This is a genomic window from Yersinia aldovae 670-83 (genome assembly GCF_000834395.1).
Lineage (GTDB): Bacteria > Pseudomonadota > Gammaproteobacteria > Enterobacterales > Enterobacteriaceae > Yersinia > Yersinia aldovae.
In genome coordinates this window covers 425,664-442,395 of the sequence record NZ_CP009781.1, presented here as the reverse complement: position 1 = coordinate 442,395, position 16,732 = coordinate 425,664, and the positions used below count along the sequence as shown (strand labels likewise).

The following is a 16,732-nucleotide window of genomic DNA, read 5'->3' as shown; positions in this document are numbered from 1 at the left end:
AAAGGTAAAAAGCAACTTCACTATAGGGGGCTGGAGTGACAGAAATATTATCCCTGTTATTCTTTATGGTTGAGGCATAATCACTCTGAATATTATTAAGTTCGTATTCATTCTCAAATAAGGTCATCCACGATGAAAGATAACGAATATCAGCCACCCAAGGTCTGGACAGAAAACAATGAAAACGGCGGGGTTTGGTCGAAGATTAATCGTCCGACCGCCGGTGCCAGACACGAAGCTACCCTGCCGCGAGGTAAGCACCCTTTGCAGTTGTACTCAATGGGCACACCCAATGGCCAGAAGGTCACGATTTTGCTGGAAGAGTTGTTGGCTTTGGGCGAGAAAGGTGCGGAGTATGACGCGCATTTGATCAACATCAGTGACGGTGATCAGTTCTCCAGTGGCTTTATTGCTGTTAATCCTAATTCAAAGATCCCCGCGCTAATGGATTACTCAACGCCTAAACCTGTCAGGGTATTTGAGTCTGGGGCGATTCTGCTTTATCTCGCGGATAAATTTGGTCATTTGTTGCCAAAGTCACATCCACAAAGAACCGAAGCGCTGAACTGGCTCTTCTGGTTGCAAGGTGCAGCCCCTTATTTAGGCGGCGGTTTTGGTCATTTCTATCACTATGCGCCGGTGAAGATCGAATATGCTATCGACCGTTTCACGATGGAAGCTAAACGCCAACTGGATTTACTCAACCAACAACTTGAAAATCAAGCCTATATCGCCGGTGATGAATACACTATCGCCGATATTGCTATCTGGCCTTGGTACGGTAATTTGGTGCTCGGCCTGCAATATGACGCGGGCGAGTTTCTGGATGTGAAATCCTATACTCATCTTCGCCGTTGGACGGAGAATATCGCCCAGCGCCCTGCCGTTCAACGTGGCAGTATCGTCAATCGCACTTGGGGAGACGCGCACGAACAATTGCCAGAGCGCCATGATGCCACAGATTTTGACCGCCTGACGAAGGGGTAAGAATGCGGTAATGAGATAAAGAGACAGCGACGGTCTCTTTATCTCCATTTACGACGCCAAGCCCCCGCCGGCAGCAAAAGGCGTCTTCCCCGCAATCTTCATGACCTGCGCGCCCAACGTCACAAAGGGCACTCGTCGGCGGGCATAAATTATGCCCGCCGGCCCGAGCACGTACTACTTTTACCGTATCGGCGATCGGATCAATAATTTCAGCGACGGCCTCATCTTTCGCAACCCATTCACCAGGCTGACGTAATAATAGCAAGCGATACTATGCTCTCCTGACCTGGTTCCTTCTCGTTTAAGTAGCGAACTACTAGCTAAATATTCTTTGAGCAGACGACCCCAGACGTATTATTTGTAGAATTCACCTGCCCTTGATTCAACCCTCCCGTAAGAAGAAAGCCTGGTACACTAAGATTAGGTGTGCTACTCCAGGCCCCACCGGGCCACTGGCCAAGTCGCCCGGTATAATTTGCCATTCGTCCCCACTCGTCCCAAAGTCTGCCATTGGCTCCGCGAGTAGACTGAGCACCAGGAGTCTCTGCTGCCAAGAAAAAATCTTGTATAATTGGGATTGAATACCCAGCATTTGTACATGCTGTCTCAGCAGCAATATAGTTATTGCTTGCTCCAGTTAATGGATTAATAAACCATTTTCTCACAGTAAAACTATAAATTAACGGTGCATTGCCGCCGTTACGAGTGGCGGTAATCGATATGGGGGTACTGCTTGGGAAATCACTGATAAAGCTAACTAAACCATTATTATCTACTGTTGCCAATTCCGGATGGTTACTAATCCAAGTCAACTGATTGTTGATTGTCGTACCCCCATTTATATTTATCTGGAATATTGCTCCGATAAACCCTGTTTTGGGAAAACCTGCATCAGCACTAAATGTTTCTCGATTAGCATTGACATTAACAGAAACACCTGTTATTGAAAGGAAAACCACATCTACTGATTTTTCATTAGTGTTATTGACATTTGCTGTAACACTACTAATGCCCGAAAAAGTATTGTTGATAGTTGTAACGGCTAATCCATTTGTGTCACTGATTACTGGCGAGGTAATTACCGATGCATTATTCGTTGCCATGAACATGACATTTTGCCCTGGTATTGGATTACCGTTAGCATCCGTGACTTTGGCAACTACGCTATTAACATCCGTTCCATTAGCTGATGCATTATTTGTCTGTACAGTTAACGTGCTAATAATAATTGTACTCGACTGACTCACATGAATCTGAGTTGTAGCGCGATTTGAAATATTTCCATTGACGTCATATGCAATAGCAGACAACGCATAGATATTACTTACACCTACTTGATACTGGTATGGCGGAAATGTGATTGTAACGTCTTTCTGAGAGGTCGTACTAATATTACCTCCAGCAGCAATGAGAGAGTTAGCATCCCATTCAACGCGTTGAACTTCATATTTCGACTCAATCTGTGCTGTAAGTATAGCATTATCGCCTGCTGAACCCGTTAGTTGCTCCGGTAATGATAATCGTAATAATTCTTGTTTCTGGTAGTCCAGCACAATATTGTTGTTACGCTCAACCAGATCCTGGCGGCTCCCCGCTAAGGTGCGGGTAACGGCCACAGCAGAGGGGTCGATATGCGACTGCCAGGAATTGCTCAGGCGGTAATTGAACTGGAGATTAATACTGCTGTCGGATTTACTACTTTTCCCCGCGCGGTGGTCTATTCCAACCGTAACCAAAGAGACTGGGGTATAATTGATGCCTACCGTGATGGCATGTGGGTCCTTCTGGCGTTTATCCTTGCCGAATAATGCGACTTCATCACCATTATACTGCTCATACATTAACTTACCGCCTAATTGCGGGTAAGCAGGTAAATAAGTCTCGGCACGCAGATCATAACCATTAGCAGGGCGTTCATTATAATCCGCAAAATCACGAGACTGATGCCAGTCGGTCGTGCCAAAATAACCGTTTGCAGATAACTTCAGGTAATCTGTCCAGGCTTCCGCACCAATGCCGACCCGTCTATTATTACCGGTAATATCATTATCAAAAAAGGTATTGGCACCGTACATCCAGTTAGTTAAAAAAGCGCGAACCCCAGCGCCGATATTAATCGTATTGCGACTGTCTTTATTCCGTCCCCCCAATTGGGTAAAAAACAAAGACTTTTGGTTATCATAAAGAGGAATCAGTACATCAATAGCACTGCTGTCAAATTCAAAATCATCATTAGTGTTGAACTGGATACGGGCGGTACCAAACTGGCCCAGCCATTGTTGTGCCGAACTGCTGATTTCATTGTTGACCGCTGAGCGGGCCATATTCTCTGCCGATTTGGCTGCATCACCGTGGGACAAGAGAGCGGCCCCCGCTGCAGCATTACTTGCTACCCCGTTCTCTGCAGGAACAGTGACGTTATTATCTACCGTGAACGGAGATTTTTTACGCGGCACGTCAATTTCATCACCAACAGTTAATGCCGTGAAGGGTTTGGCGAACGTGCGGTAAATATTAATGCGTTTAAGTTCATCAACGGATATAGCGTATTTCTTTGCCACTGACTCAACAGTTTCATTGGTACCCAGCCGGTACGGTTCTGTATCGACGTGAATTACCGTGGAGTTTTCGGGTAATAAGACAGTGGCAGCAATCACCGGAGTGAAGGGTAAACTTAAAGGAAGTAATAAATGAATAAGAATAGTGATCCTGGTAAGTATTCTTGTTTTTCGTGTTACCGTATTATTTATCGATAATGCCTGACATTTTGTTTTTTGAAAAACTTCACGAAGTAAATAATTATACATTTATTTTTTATCCACCAACCATCAACGCTGTATGGATAATGATTATCGTATAATACTGGAAAATTGCCAGTAACCTAGTAGGTTCTGTCGCATTAGTGATATGAAGTTGGCAAAAGTTGCGTTGCCAGTTATTTAGGCAGCCAGCAAATAGAATTGTTCGGCAGGTGACAATCCCACACTTAGTAAAGTGCATAAGCGGTTCTCTTGATTGGGTGTTACGAAGGTGTTGATCTGATTATTAAACAGATACCGCCACCAATCAGGTCGAATCCGCCACGGGTATCTCTATATTTACGCTGTATATCGTTGATGCTGCAACCTATTCGGCTGTCAGATAAATATTCTATAACTAACCTCACACCATCCTCCTCGCGAATACATTCGGTATCGATTCACTTAACCTATATACTGAATGAGCTGCTGGCTGTGAGTAATAACAAAGGAAGCTCCATGAAAAAAGCAATCGTAGTAATACTGGCTCTGTGGCTGGTTGGCTGTGCCAATAGCGGGCATATGGGAGTGAGTGGCGGGTCGAGCGGCATATCCAGTATCAGCATTGGTAGCGGGGTTAGCCGATAGGCTGGTTTTCCTGGTTCTGGTCGGCGTAGTGCTATTGCACACACATTATCGAGCGGGGCGAAGCGGTCGATATGTAGCTGGGAACTACAAATATTAATACAATCAATTTATTACACCGATAAATTCAGATTTCATGCAAAAATGATAACTCTGAATAGTACGGTCTTTGCTGAGTGTGTTATAGATACTGAATTGCTGTACTCATTTGCTGTAACTTACTAATTAGTCTTAAAAGACTCACTAAGGGGAATAGTTGTGTCTGCTTTCCATCACTGGTTATCTGAAAAATCATCTGGCGATTGGTACGTCTACATTAAGCGCCTTTCCGCTAATGATACGGGCGCAACAGGCGCACATCAGGCCGGAGTCTATATCCCGACTGAAGTGATTGAGAAACAGTTCTCTTCTATTGTACGAACTGATAAGAAAAATCCTGACATTTTTTTGCCTGCAAGAATCAGTTCTCATGGAAATCTTGAGAGTGAAGTTAGAGCTATTTATTACAATAACCATCATTTTGATGGTACACGTAATGAAAAACGTATTACTCGTTGGGGTAAAGGCAGCCCGCTGTTAAATAAAGAAAATACTGGCGCACTGACTGTTTTCGCTTTTCATAGTCAGCCCGATAGCATCTGCGATTTTATTGACGTGTGGCTATGCAATTCCCTGGCAGAGGAAGAACTGCTGGAATCCATGACGGGTGAGATCATCCCTGGCTTCTCAGTTTCTGGCCCATCTAATCAGGTTCTTGGTGGTTTTGCTGTAACAAGCGGTGATTGGAAGTCCGGCAATTATCCTATCCCAGAAGAATGGTCTGTTTCATTTCCATCGGGGGTGGAGATCATTAGTTATCTCCCTGAAGTATTCCAGTTTAAAAGCCAAACACCTGATGAACTATTACTTGAAAAACGCGATGCAGAATATTCTCTGTTTCGGCGCATAGAAGAATTACATGTTTTGGATCGGGTGAAGGCAGGTTTTTCGTCAGTAGATGATTTTATAAATTTAGCCAATTCAGTAAGTAATCGGCGTAAATCACGAGCAGGAAGATCTTTGGAATTACATCTGGAGCATACGTTCGTCGAGAATAATCTTACTGATTTTGCAACTCAGTGTGTTACTGAAGGCAATAAAAAGCCTGACTTTTTATTGCCTTCCTCTGAAGCTTATAATGATACGGAATATCCTTCAGATAAATTGAGAATGCTTGCAGTAAAAACCACCTGTAAAGATCGCTGGCGCCAGGCTCTGAATGAGGCTGACCGGATTGAGAAAATTCATCTTTTTACTCTTCAGGAAGGTGTCTCTGTTAATCAGTTCCAGGAAATGAAAGATGCTGGCGTTCAATTAGTGGTTCCGAAGCCTCTTCACAAAAAATATCCTGAATCGATTCGTGATGAGTTAATTTCTCTTGATGATTTCATTCAAGAAATCAAGGAAATATATAATCATTAATTAAAAAATATGGCCGGATTTGAGTTATTTGTAATTTGTATTCGGTCAAGTAAATATTACCTGACTAATGCCTTGTGTATCAATTTGAGCATTTACTTCACTGCTACAAACCCATTCCTCCACTCTCGCTGAAATATCATTATCTGTTAGTTTGTACTTACCCCGTAATGCACATTCCCAGACGACTAAAACTTTCCAGCCATCGGCTGAGAGATGTTTTATAACGTCATTGTCTCTTTTTACATTCCCTTGTATTTTTTTAAGCCAAAAGTCAGTACGTGTAGCTGGTATCTTAAACAAATGGCAGTTATGTTTATGCCAAAAACAGCCATGAACAAAGATTATCGCCCGATAGTCATCGATAACAAAATCGGGCTTCCCTGGGAGTTCCCGGATCTGAACCCTGTAAGAAAGCCCTAACAGGTCAAGTATTTTGGCTAATTTAACCTCTATGGCCGTGTCTTTTGTTCGGATAGCCCTCATGTTTTTACTGCGAGTTTCCGAAGAATGAACATCAGCCATAATGATTAAGCCGCCTTATCTTTTCGCACTTTTACTGCTTCAGCTATAAATGGTGCGAGTAACTGAGCGACGGCAGCAAAAACAGGAACGACTACGGAGTTACCAAATTGCCGATAAGCTTGCGTATCAGATACAGGAATGCGGAACGATTCCTTACCCGGCGTTTCAAACCCCATCAGGCGAGCACATTCTTTTGGTGTAAGTCGACGAGGGCGATTTTCCTGATTATTTTTATCATCAAAATCTATTTCCCCTAAATTTTTATCCCAACCTCGATCAATTAAAATCTCAGAGCCATCTTTGTGATAACGAGCTGATAATGTTCTGGCCACGCTCTCGCTGTTTGTTGGGTCAACCAGCCCAAAGCCAAAACCGTTACCTTTCGCCTGATGCTTTTTGGCGTAATTGTATAAGTATTTCCACAAGTGTGGAGTCAGTATGTATTTATCATCAACTACAGGCTCGAGTAATTCGCCAAATGTCAGACGTTTTTCAGGGAAATACTTATGGATATCTTTTAATGTAAAACCTTTATCAATATTAAGGTCTCGACGAAAACCAACTAAAACAATACGTTCTCTGTGTTGAGGCAAGAAATTCTTTCCATCTACAATCTTAGGATCTTGTGATCCGACTGCATTTGCATCAGCGACTGAATAGCCCAGTTCATCGAGCGTATTCATAATAACGCGAAAGGTTTTGCCTTTATCGTGGCTTTTTAGATTCTTAACATTTTCAAGCAAGAAAATAGCTGGTTTCTTTGAGGCAATAATTCGGGCGACATCAAAAAATAATGTCCCTTGGGCTTCACACTCAAAACCATGAGCACGGCCCAACGAGTTTTTCTTTGAAACCCCTGCTAATGAAAATGGCTGGCAAGGAAAACCAGCAAGCAAAATATCATGATCAGGAATCTGCTTATCTATATTCTTATAAGCTTCTTCATCTGATATTTCCGTATTTTCACTTAATGTTATTTCACGTATATCAGAATTGAATCGATGCTCTACTGGGTCGCAATACCAATTGGCTTTATATGTCCGTACCGCATAGGGGTTCCATTCGCTGGTAAAAACACACTGCCCGCCAATGGCCTCAAAACCTTTTCGAATACCACCAATACCCGCAAAGAGATCAATAAAACGAAATTGATAGTTAGGGTGGTTTTTCGGCGGGGAAGGCAACATTTCCTGTAGCATGTTAATTTCGGCCTCAGTTAGAGGCTTTTGTATGGATTTCCCGTTGTACCAGCGATTAAGGGCTTCACGAGTCCATTCACACTTACTGACTTTTCTCAGAATTTCAGCAACAGCTTTTTGATCGTAAATTTCCAGCACACGTCGAACAAGTTCTTTGTCTTGTTGTAATTGTTGTTGTTCTTTATGTTGTGTCTGTTTAGCAATTTGATTCGCGATTAAATTTAGCGCTTCCATCTTAGCATTACTCACTCTGGGAATTTTCAATGTAAGAGTATCACTCATTTTACCCAGATGAAAGGAGCGCTGTATAAAAAAACAGTGCATCTAATTTTAGTGTGGGATAATTCTATCAAGCAGGTGGTGAGTTAGCCCCCTCCCTCTGATGTGCAAACGAAAAACGCCACGGAGTTCCCGCAGCGTTTTATTCTTATCAAGATTTAATTTTTTTTACCGCAGCGATTAAAATGCGTACTTAAGGCCCACTGTCACACGGCTGTCATTGTAACCACTGCCCCCCATTTGCTGGCCAACGTTGGCCCATGTATTGCAGCTCTTATTCAGTTTGCCTTCCGCCCCCAGTTTTATTTCGCCCACGTTGCGGCTGCCAGCTTGACTCACTGTAATGTTATCCATCGCAACACCGGGATCTTTGCTGTGATATAGCCAGTTCATTTCGGAGTAAACGGTGAACAGCTTATCCTTGCCTTTATCCTGATCACTGACACTATCACGCGCCACACGAACCCCGAATCGGGTGCTGATAGTGCCAGTGCCTGTCGATTGAATTTGCGTATTACTGTCATCACGCACCGTATCCGCTTTCTGCCCATCCCAGATAACCTGTGCCTGTGATGTCACAAATACCTCGCCATTTGTTCCCTGATACACCGGCATCCGATAACCACTTTCAATCGAGGCACTCAGGCCATTGATGTTATAGCTTTGCATCGCCAGTTCATCGCCCTGCTCGCTGGCCTTTAGCTTGCTGTATTGCAGCCAGCTATCGACATAACTGCCATTTTGCGTTTTAGCATCTTGATACCAGGTGGCGTACATACCGGCACTGTAGCCATCAACGATGTCGCGTGATTTATAACCGGTGCGGTTAGATTGGGTCTGATTATTGTTATAGCCATAACCGACCATCATACCGACCCCCAGCCGGTCATCCTGACCCATTGCCGCACTCAATACTTCGCCGCCCCCTTGCACCACATAACCATTGGCGCTGCTGTGTAACTGGCCGCTGCCATCACTGAAACCGGTGCGTGAACCCACCTGCCGCAGCCACATACTGGAGTTTTCAGCCTGCCCTTCGCGGTCATTGAGCCGCAGGTTAAACATCGTTTGTGCCGCAGCGATATTCGCCATATAACCACCGGCTTCTGGCCGCAGTGTTTTTGAGCTTACGGCTCGCCCCCCACTGGCTGCGTTACCTTCGCTGGCAGCGTCACCGTTATTGCTATTATCGCCCCCGTTATTACCAGGATCATCGGTACTGGTACCTGATCCCGTATCACCACTTACTGGCGCTGTTCCGCCAAGGGTTGAACGCAAATACCAGTCTTTGTTCGTTGAATCCGTCAGCGTGCCCTGTTGCAGGAAATATTCATAAGGCCCGGCGACAGCGCGACCTGCCAGCGTAAATTGCCCATCAGACTGATTGCCGTTCACCTTAATCAGTTTGATCCCATCATAAGTATCGGCTCCTTCACCGTGGGCGCTTTGAACCCGAATCTGACTCTCGCCAAAGCTGGAACCGTTGATAATCAATTTGTCCGTTGAGGCGTTATCCGCGCCCATGTCGGTATCAAATACTACAGTACCACCCTGGCCTTCATAATCGCCATTGACGGTGAACTCACCGTGGTCGCCACCGGTCAAGGCACGTCCGACAATAAGCTCACCGGCATTCAACACATTGCCGGTCACGCTGCCATAGCCGCCCAGAGTGCCACCTTGCTCAATATTGACATTGCTGATAAGGCTCCCGCCGGTGGTATCGCCCACCTGTAATATCCCGCCGTGCGAGACATTGGCTGTCGCTCCTGACCCACTGTTGGTCAATTGGCCGGTGATAATTAATTTGCCGTTTTGTACATCCAATGCTGTGGCACTGGCAGCGGTCGTCGCCACCGTACCACCCAATGTCCAAACACCGCTGTCGGTGGCAGAAATTGATGACAAGCCACTAAAATCATTATTGGCAGCCCCGGAACCTTGCAGGTCAAGCGTATTATTGGCACCGGTACTGACAACCTTGCCATTGATAATACTGCCCGTTTTCAGGATTAATTGGTTATTACTGCCACTCAGATTAACCGCAGTGCCATTAGTCCCCGTGAGAGTACCTGCGTTATCAATGACCATGCCACCATTGCCCTGAATCCAAATGGCATTGGTGCCGGTCAGCATTCCGCTATTGGATATGGAGCCATATGTCGTGCCTCTGGCCAGTATTGCGGCCGCCGAGTCAGCCGTTATTATGCCTGCATTGTTAACGGCCAGCGTGCCATTGTCTGCCAGAATACCTGCGCCATTGCTGGAACTGAGCGTCCCGGTGCTACCTTGTGTAACACTGCCACCTGAGGCCAGCCGAATTCCGCTGGAATAACCGGTGATCGCGCCATTATTTGTTATGTAGGCCAATGCCTTACTAGATAGGATGCCGTATCCACCCAGACTACTGATGCTCGCACCGGCATGGTTAACAACTGTTCCACCATTTTCCAATTTTACACCGGATACACCTGAGCCAGCCTGGGTCGCAGCCAGAATGCCGTAGTTATCCAGACGGGAGCCGCTGGCAGTTTTTGAATCAAGATGGATCGCACCGGCGGCAACCATTGCATAGGTATTATCGATTACCGAACCATAAACAATCAGCCGCCAGTCAGCATCACGATTACCAAAAATTGTGCTGTCGGTTATGGTGGTAATTGTTGCCGCTTCAGGCACTAAAAAATCAGTTTCCGGCCCGAAAAGAGATAAATAGATTGGCCCGGATTGAGTATTCAGTGTGCTTTCGGCCTTGGCCTCCACCATAGAAAATCCGCCTAATAACACCGGAAAACTGACGATAAACGTTTTTATAATACGATGAATTTTATTCATACAAACTCCGAGAGAATAGATAGCAACGCTCCTTCCACTGTTGTGGAATGAGGTTTTTAGGTTTAATTAAACTTGTTCAATATGAGTTTTACTTAAATTGTCAGAGTCAGTTTATTGCGCGTTCTTTACCTTAAGGAAATTAGACAATGAGTGATTCGTACTTTAGTCTTGAATATAATTCAGATAATCTTCTAACACCAAATTTCGAGTAGATCTTTGAACGATGACTACAGACGGTTTTCTCACTGATAAATAAACTATTGGCTATTTTCTTGTTGGTTTCTCCAGCGAGTATTTTCTTTAAAATGGCTGATTCTTTATCCGTTAACATATAAAAGTAATGTTTTGATGAGGTATGTTCACTGGGGAGGGTAGCGCCATTTCGGGCGACAATACCATCAATAAGCACACTTAAATATTTAACCAATTCATTGATTTTAATCTTCTTCCTTAAAACTGAATCAAAAAAAGAGGAATAGAATCTATAATAAACTAAAAACTCCTGGTCGTTACAAAGTGCAATTGACTTTAGGCTGTTATTGGTTTTTTTAAGATCATTGATCACTTTTATTTTTTCAGTATAAAACATGCTATCGAGATCGAACACAATGACATTATTTACATTATCTCTTAACACATCCATTACAACTTCATTAATGACTGTCACATGAACAAGATTAACCTTAATTAAATGAGCATAATCGGTATCAGCGATGCTCTGAACCAGTTGGCTAAGGGAATATGCCAATAATTCAGAATCACTATAAAAAAAGAAGTTAATCTTTTCAGTAGCATTATTAATCCCGCAATTAATATATGGGTATTTAAAGGGTTCTATTTTCATACGCGGCATTATCCTTACCAATCCCCCTGCAAGTCATTAGGATTGCATTTATAATTATTCAGAAAATTCTGATGATAAAATATAAATCGAAAACAGATGATGAGGATCGTGAGGTAAATTTAGGCTCTGTTGGCTTCAAAGGCTATCGAGAAAGTGAAAAGTTAGTTTTTGAAAATCAAAAAGCGCTGTCTATACTGATAGTTAGAAAAATAATATTTTGGATTCCGCGTGAAAAGTTCGCTTGATTTAAATCTGACCCGAATTTTGTGCGCTATTGTAGAAACAGGAACGGTGTCACTGACCGCAGAAAGGCTGGACATGAGTATTTCCGCCGTCAGTGTGGTGCTAAATAAACTGAGAAAACATTATAACGATCCGATTGTGTTCAGAGGCGGCAATGGGATGCAGCCAACCGCCTTAACCCTTGAGTTGTATAAAATTTTCAAACCTGCACTGGAAATGATGGATTCAGGGGTTAACAAAACGGCGCTGCTTAACGAGCAAGGCGTTGCGATGCGCACCGTCAGGATACGGAGCAGTTCGCTAGTTGAATTCTGGTTGTTGGGCTATATGATGCAAAACCCACCGAAGGGCCATAGTGTTTCGTATGAATTCCTCTCCAATCAACCTTCCGGGCAAAAACGGATTGAGCTGTTAAGAAGGCGGCAAATTGATATTGATATTGGTTTTAGCCTTGAGAATGACAGTGCAATTCAGCGCTATCCGCTATTTCAGTCTAACTCGGTATTAATATGCCGACGCGACCATCCACGCATCAAAGATGCGGTGACCTTTGACGAGTTAAAAGCCGAAGAGCTATTGGGTTGGATCTTGCCGCAGGACGCGGTTGAAAAAGAGCAATACTTGGTTTCATTCGATGATATTTATACCGTTCACCGCACCTACCGCAGCACCTCGTTTACCAACCTGCTGATACATGCGGCTCACTCTGATGCCGTGATGTTTGTCCCAGCGCCCTTTGCCCCGCAAATGTGTGCAATGTTACCGCTAAGAACCGTCAAAACGGCATTTCTGGATAGCAGTAAACTGAGCATTTATGCGCATATTCATAAGGCGCAAAAAGCTGATCCGGTGTTACAGCACATTATTGGCCTATTTTCTCAGTTGGCGGGGGCGGGCAAGTAGCCCCTCAGCCGTGAGGGGCTATGCGGGGGATATTAACGGAACGGTGGCTCATTGAAGGTACGCAGCTTGCGTGAATGCAGTTGATCTCCCTCAGCACGCAGCAAATCGATGGCACGAATACCGATCTGCAAATGCTCGGAGATAGCGCCTTCATAGAAATGGTTGGCCTGCCCCGGTAATTTTATCTCACCGTGCAACGGCTTATCCGAAACACACAGCAATGTGCCATACGGCACCCGGAAGCGGTATCCCTGAGCGGCAATGGTGGCACTTTCCATATCAACCGCCACCGCACGGCTCAAGTTGAAGCGCAGTGCTGAGGCAGAAAAACGCAGCTCCCAGTTACGATCGTCAGAGGTCACAACCGTGCCAGTGCGTAACCGTTGTTTGACCTCGACGCCTGGCATCCCGCTAACCGCTTTGGTGGCGTCATACAGCGCCCGCTGCACCTCGGCAATACTGGGAATAGGAATGTCTGGCGGCAGCACCGCGTCCAGCACATGGTCATCGCGCAGATAAGCATGTGCCAGCACATAATCGCCAATCGCCTGACTTTCACGCAACCCGCCGCAATGCCCAATCATTAACCATGCATGGGGTCTGAGAACCGCGAGATGGTCACAAATGGTTTTGGCGTTCGATGGGCCAACACCAATATTCACCAGCGTTATACCATGCCCGCTTTCGGCGATTAAATGGTATGTCGGCATCTGATGCTTTTTCCATGCCAGATCAGAGGTGGTCTTCCCCGGATCGGCATTTTCTGCCGTAATGTAGCTGCCACCGGCACAGGAAAGTGCCTTATACGGGCTGGTAGGATCGAGGATCTGCTCACACGCCCAACTGACAAACTCATCAACATAACGGCTGTAATTGGTAAAAAGAATGTACGGCTGAATATGTTCTGCCGGTGTGCCAGTATAATGTTTTAGCCGCGCCAGTGAAAAATCGGTACGCAAAGCATCGAAATGCGATAACGGGAAATCTGCGGTTGCGGTTTCAATGCCATCAGTGATGCTGTCGCCGATTTTGGCCAAATCGGTGGTGGGGAAATGCAGTGCCAGGTCGGCGGTCATTGAGCGGTCTAAAATCAGGTTAGAACCGTCAATGACAAAGGGATAGGGCATCTCTTGTTGTGACGGTGTCACTTCAAACACCGCGCCGTACTCATTTTCCAGCAACTGAAGCTGTTCGGTCAGATACTCGCGAAACAGGGCCGGCCGGGTAATGGTGGTGCTGTATTGACCGGTGCGGGAAAAACGCCCATAAGCACGGGTGCGTTGTTGGTCACGCAATCGTCCATCCCAACTGACACTGAGCTGCGGATAGGAAAATACCCCTTTTGCTCTTTCGCCCACATCAGGTAAAGAGCCATCACGGATAAATGCACTAATGGCATCACGCAGCGCTGCCAGAGCTGACTCATAGAGCGTGTCCAGTCGATCAATCGCCTCAGCGGCGGATAGATGGACGGTATTTTGTGATTGATTCAAGCTAGCTCCTTGCAGTACCAGTAAAGGCGGTACTGCCAGCTTACTAAATTAGCTGGCAGAGCTAAACGTGAAGTTTTAAAGCAAGGCCAAATTACTGCTCCGTGCGGTGCATCTTCAGTGGCTGAGTGATCAGTTGACTGCTTGCTGCTCCCAACCATTTTTCTCTTGCCTTTACCTTATCTGCTTTGAATTCTTTCAGCGCAGCGGCGAGTGAATTTGCAACATTGTTGGTATAAACATCAGCAGTGGTCGGAGGTAATAGATCGGCAGGCTCCCGTGACGGCTTACTCTGCCCGGTGGTGACAAACGCGGTTGCACTTGCGGCCACCGGAGGCGCTGGCGGTGGGCTACTCGGCCTCTGTATCTGTCTGCCCTGCCCGCTAAACTTCTGCCCGGTGGTGACAGGTTCTTTTACATTTGCCGCTACGGGATCTGCTTTGACGTCACGAGTGACGGCTTTAAACTGCGAATTAAGGGGCGGTTTGGGGGCCGGACGGCAGGGTTTCAGCGCTTCGCTCCTCGTATGTACTGGGCTTTTTGGCTTTTCTTCCCTTGTATTTATTCGACTCCGCTCGAATTGAACCAACGCAGGTGTAAGCGCATTTTTAATGTTAGCAAGGTCAACAGGCTTAACACTACGAAGAAGGTTAGCAAGATCAGTAATGCTAGGAGCCTTACGATTAACGGCTTCGCTCCCCTTCATTTCTAAGGCTTCGAACTTCATCTTATCAGTAGGTTGCGGTGCTTTACCTTTCGGTTTTGAGGTTTCCAACCCTCTCTTTGCCGCCTCGAACTTCATCTTATCGGTAGGTTGCGGTGCTTTACCCTTCGATTTTGAGGCTTCGGGTCTTTTTTCCATGGTATTAGAGGCCTGGGACAAAGCCTGTCCCAACCGAGTTGTTGCATTACCCTGCACCCCAACGGTGTTTAACTTAATTGACTGCAACATACGGCTAAAAATTTTCATTTATCGTATTCCTACTTATTATTCCTGCGATAAGGTAAGCCGCAGACTTATTCAGGTCTTTCATAAAGTGACTATTGGCCTGGCCCCCACCGTTATTAATGCCTTTTATTGTGCATTCCCTCTTTTGCACCATGCGCTTATCGGCCGCCGGTTGAAAACAACGGGGCATTTTGCCCTTTATTCCACCGTTTGATTCCTGCTTTTGGCCCTAAAGTAGTTGTTGTCGCAGACAACATATTTTTCTGCCTTGGGCATCATTACAAAGGTCTTTTTTGCGTGGCAAAATCATTTTTACGCAGTGGCAGTTTGGACGATATTCTGGCGTTAGGTGAGAACGGGCAACCGGTTTATGCCTCCGCATTTCAGATAAGAGAAGCGCTACGTCTTAAAAAACAGCAGCATATCGCTGACTGTCTGGCTATTCCTCAGCTTAATGAACAATGCGATCGCATTGATTGGTATGCACCGATTGACGGGAATGTGACCTCCTGGCTGGCAGCCAGTAGCACCGAGCGCAAAGCGGCAATCAAACAATTGTCGGTGTGCCTGTCGAGTGTCAACGAATTGTGCCAGCGGGCGCAACAATCCGAAAAAGCCGCCCAGCGGTTATTCGGTGTTTTGTTAGCCAAAACCCTGCAATTCCCTGATCAAAATCACGTTTATCTGGTTGCGGGCAAGCCGGTGATCACCTGTTGGGGGTTTGTCAGCCAAGATAAAAAAATGCGTCCCGACCCGCTCGATTGCTTACGTCTGACCACTGAACCCCTTGAACCTGCGGTTATGACAGCAGAAACCGCGATGGCGGCGAAAATCACGGCCCCCCCTGTGGCTAACGCCGCCCCAATGACCCCGCCGGTTACCACTGAAACACCACCGGCACCCGTGCTTCCTCCTGAATTGCCCAACCCGACCCACCCCGCCAAGCCGCGCGCGCGCTGGCAGCGTATCCGTTGGGCATTACCGGTTCTGGCATTGGTGGTGGCGCTGATAGTGCAATTCAGTGGCGGGATGCCCGCAACACCAATTGCGGCCACGCCGGTCGTTGCAGAGCCAAGAGACATCATTGCACAACCTAAAGTTGTAGCGCCGGTGGCCATTGAGCCAGTCGCTAAGCCTCTTATTACGCCGCAACTCCCGTTGAGTCAGGCCACCGTTGCCCTGCCATTAGAAAGTGCTGCGACACCAACCGAACCGGTTGCAGCAATCAGCCCACCGTCCAGCGTTGTGAGCAAAAATGCGCTGATCCTCCCTGCTGAGGCGGTCAAAATTGGCTCAACGACGTTCCTTAACGGTAACTGGCGTGTCAGCCCGGATATCAAACCGTCGCACACCGGTAAGGCACCGAGCTTGAAATATCAGCTCAAAAATGGCAAAGGCACGGTAAGAATCACCCACGGCGATAATGTTACTTGCCGCGCCAATGTCACCGCAGGGCTGATGAAATCAGGCAATTTGGTGATTAATAGCCGCTATAGAGCGCAATGCAGTGATGGTTCGAAATATCAAATACCGGAGATAGTCTGTAAGCAAGGTGTTGAGGGCATTGCTGATTGCAAAGGTCGCTATGATGCCAATACCACCCTTTCTATGATGATGAAGCGTGAGAGTAAATAACA

13 protein-coding genes and 1 pseudogene are annotated in these 16,732 nt (G+C 46.0%); 6 read left to right on the top strand and 8 right to left on the bottom strand.

The genetic code is table 11. From position 1 onward, the window contains the following. The first annotated feature begins 132 nt into the window (after positions 1 to 132). Positions 133 to 987: a glutathione-dependent disulfide-bond oxidoreductase gene (gene yghU, locus AT01_RS02060; protein WP_004702010.1), complete on the top strand. Its 855-nt coding sequence runs from the start codon at positions 133 to 135 to the stop codon at positions 985 to 987. 48 nt (positions 988 to 1,035) lie between these two features. Here yghU and AT01_RS22150 read toward each other — a convergent pair. Both AT01_RS22150 and yrIlm read right to left on the bottom strand, forming a co-directional pair. Continuing rightward, positions 1,036 to 1,252, bottom strand: a pseudogene (locus tag AT01_RS22150) (succinylglutamate desuccinylase/aspartoacylase family protein); the annotation flags it as partial. A 55-nt stretch (positions 1,253 to 1,307) separates the two neighbouring features. Further along, a complete protein-coding gene (yrIlm, locus tag AT01_RS02055; RefSeq protein WP_042545882.1) occupies positions 1,308 to 3,794 on the bottom strand; it encodes a YrIlm family inverse autotransporter adhesin in 2,487 nt (828 codons plus the stop codon). Positions 3,795 to 4,244: 450 nt separating this feature from the next. On the opposite strand from yrIlm, the gene AT01_RS22430 reads away from it, so the two are divergent. Beyond that, positions 4,245 to 4,373, top strand: a complete 129-nt coding sequence (locus AT01_RS22430; protein WP_004702015.1) for a hypothetical protein — start codon at positions 4,245 to 4,247, stop codon at positions 4,371 to 4,373. 255 nt (positions 4,374 to 4,628) lie between these two features. Next, the gene (locus tag AT01_RS02050) at positions 4,629 to 5,831 is read left to right on the top strand and encodes a type II restriction endonuclease (protein WP_042545881.1); all 1,203 of its coding nucleotides are present in this window, start codon (positions 4,629 to 4,631) and stop codon (positions 5,829 to 5,831) included. A gap of 45 nt (positions 5,832 to 5,876) precedes the next feature. Here the strand turns inward: AT01_RS02050 and AT01_RS02045 are convergent, their stop codons facing one another. The 4 genes from AT01_RS02045 to AT01_RS02030 form a co-directional block, all read right to left on the bottom strand. Further along, positions 5,877 to 6,353 (bottom strand): very short patch repair endonuclease, encoded by a 477-nt coding sequence (locus AT01_RS02045; RefSeq protein WP_042545880.1) that lies wholly within the window; start codon positions 6,351 to 6,353, stop codon positions 5,877 to 5,879. A 5-nt stretch (positions 6,354 to 6,358) separates the two neighbouring features. Further along, complete coding sequence (locus AT01_RS02040) at positions 6,359 to 7,786, bottom strand: DNA cytosine methyltransferase (protein ID WP_042548454.1); 1,428 nt, start codon at positions 7,784 to 7,786, stop codon at positions 6,359 to 6,361. A gap of 225 nt (positions 7,787 to 8,011) precedes the next feature. Next, a complete protein-coding gene (locus AT01_RS02035; protein WP_042545879.1) occupies positions 8,012 to 10,666 on the bottom strand; it encodes an autotransporter family protein in 2,655 nt (884 codons plus the stop codon). A 139-nt stretch (positions 10,667 to 10,805) separates the two neighbouring features. After that, on the bottom strand, positions 10,806 to 11,519 hold the full coding sequence (locus AT01_RS02030) for a helix-turn-helix transcriptional regulator (RefSeq protein WP_042545878.1): 714 nt from the start codon (positions 11,517 to 11,519) through the stop codon (positions 10,806 to 10,808). A gap of 62 nt (positions 11,520 to 11,581) precedes the next feature. Here AT01_RS02030 and AT01_RS21935 point away from each other — a divergent pair, with 62 nt between their 5' ends. Both AT01_RS21935 and AT01_RS02025 read left to right on the top strand, forming a co-directional pair. Then, positions 11,582 to 11,755 (top strand): hypothetical protein, encoded by a 174-nt coding sequence (locus AT01_RS21935; protein ID WP_158503528.1) that lies wholly within the window; start codon positions 11,582 to 11,584, stop codon positions 11,753 to 11,755. Beyond that, complete coding sequence (locus tag AT01_RS02025; protein ID WP_071841478.1) at positions 11,739 to 12,656, top strand: LysR family transcriptional regulator; 918 nt, start codon at positions 11,739 to 11,741, stop codon at positions 12,654 to 12,656. Before AT01_RS21935 ends, AT01_RS02025 begins: the two co-directional genes overlap by 17 nt. Before the next feature lie 32 nt (positions 12,657 to 12,688). Here the strand turns inward: AT01_RS02025 and AT01_RS02020 are convergent, their stop codons facing one another. After that, positions 12,689 to 14,149, bottom strand: a complete 1,461-nt coding sequence (locus AT01_RS02020) for an AMP nucleosidase (protein WP_042545877.1) — start codon at positions 14,147 to 14,149, stop codon at positions 12,689 to 12,691. Positions 14,150 to 14,240: 91 nt separating this feature from the next. Next, on the bottom strand, positions 14,241 to 15,116 hold the full coding sequence (locus AT01_RS02015; protein WP_042545876.1) for a hypothetical protein: 876 nt from the start codon (positions 15,114 to 15,116) through the stop codon (positions 14,241 to 14,243). 276 nt (positions 15,117 to 15,392) lie between these two features. Between AT01_RS02015 and AT01_RS02005 the strand changes: the two genes are divergently transcribed. Further along, complete coding sequence (locus tag AT01_RS02005) at positions 15,393 to 16,730, top strand: SrfA family protein (protein ID WP_042545874.1); 1,338 nt, start codon at positions 15,393 to 15,395, stop codon at positions 16,728 to 16,730. Positions 16,731 to 16,732: the final 2 nt, after the last annotated feature.

Coding starts and splice junctions, on each gene's coding strand:
- yghU (WP_004702010.1), top strand. CDS start 133: ATGAAAGATAACGAATATCAGCCACCCAAGGTCTGGACAGAAAACAAT.
- AT01_RS02040 (WP_042548454.1), bottom strand. CDS start 7,786: ATGGAAGCGCTAAATTTAATCGCGAATCAAATTGCTAAACAGACACAA.
- AT01_RS22430 (WP_004702015.1), top strand. CDS start 4,245: ATGAAAAAAGCAATCGTAGTAATACTGGCTCTGTGGCTGGTTGGCTGT.
- AT01_RS02015 (WP_042545876.1), bottom strand. CDS start 15,116: ATGAAAATTTTTAGCCGTATGTTGCAGTCAATTAAGTTAAACACCGTT.
- AT01_RS02030 (WP_042545878.1), bottom strand. CDS start 11,519: ATGCCGCGTATGAAAATAGAACCCTTTAAATACCCATATATTAATTGC.
- yrIlm (WP_042545882.1), bottom strand. CDS start 3,794: ATGTATAATTATTTACTTCGTGAAGTTTTTCAAAAAACAAAATGTCAG.
- AT01_RS02035 (WP_042545879.1), bottom strand. CDS start 10,666: ATGAATAAAATTCATCGTATTATAAAAACGTTTATCGTCAGTTTTCCG.
- AT01_RS02045 (WP_042545880.1), bottom strand. CDS start 6,353: ATGGCTGATGTTCATTCTTCGGAAACTCGCAGTAAAAACATGAGGGCT.
- AT01_RS21935 (WP_158503528.1), top strand. CDS start 11,582: ATGATAAAATATAAATCGAAAACAGATGATGAGGATCGTGAGGTAAAT.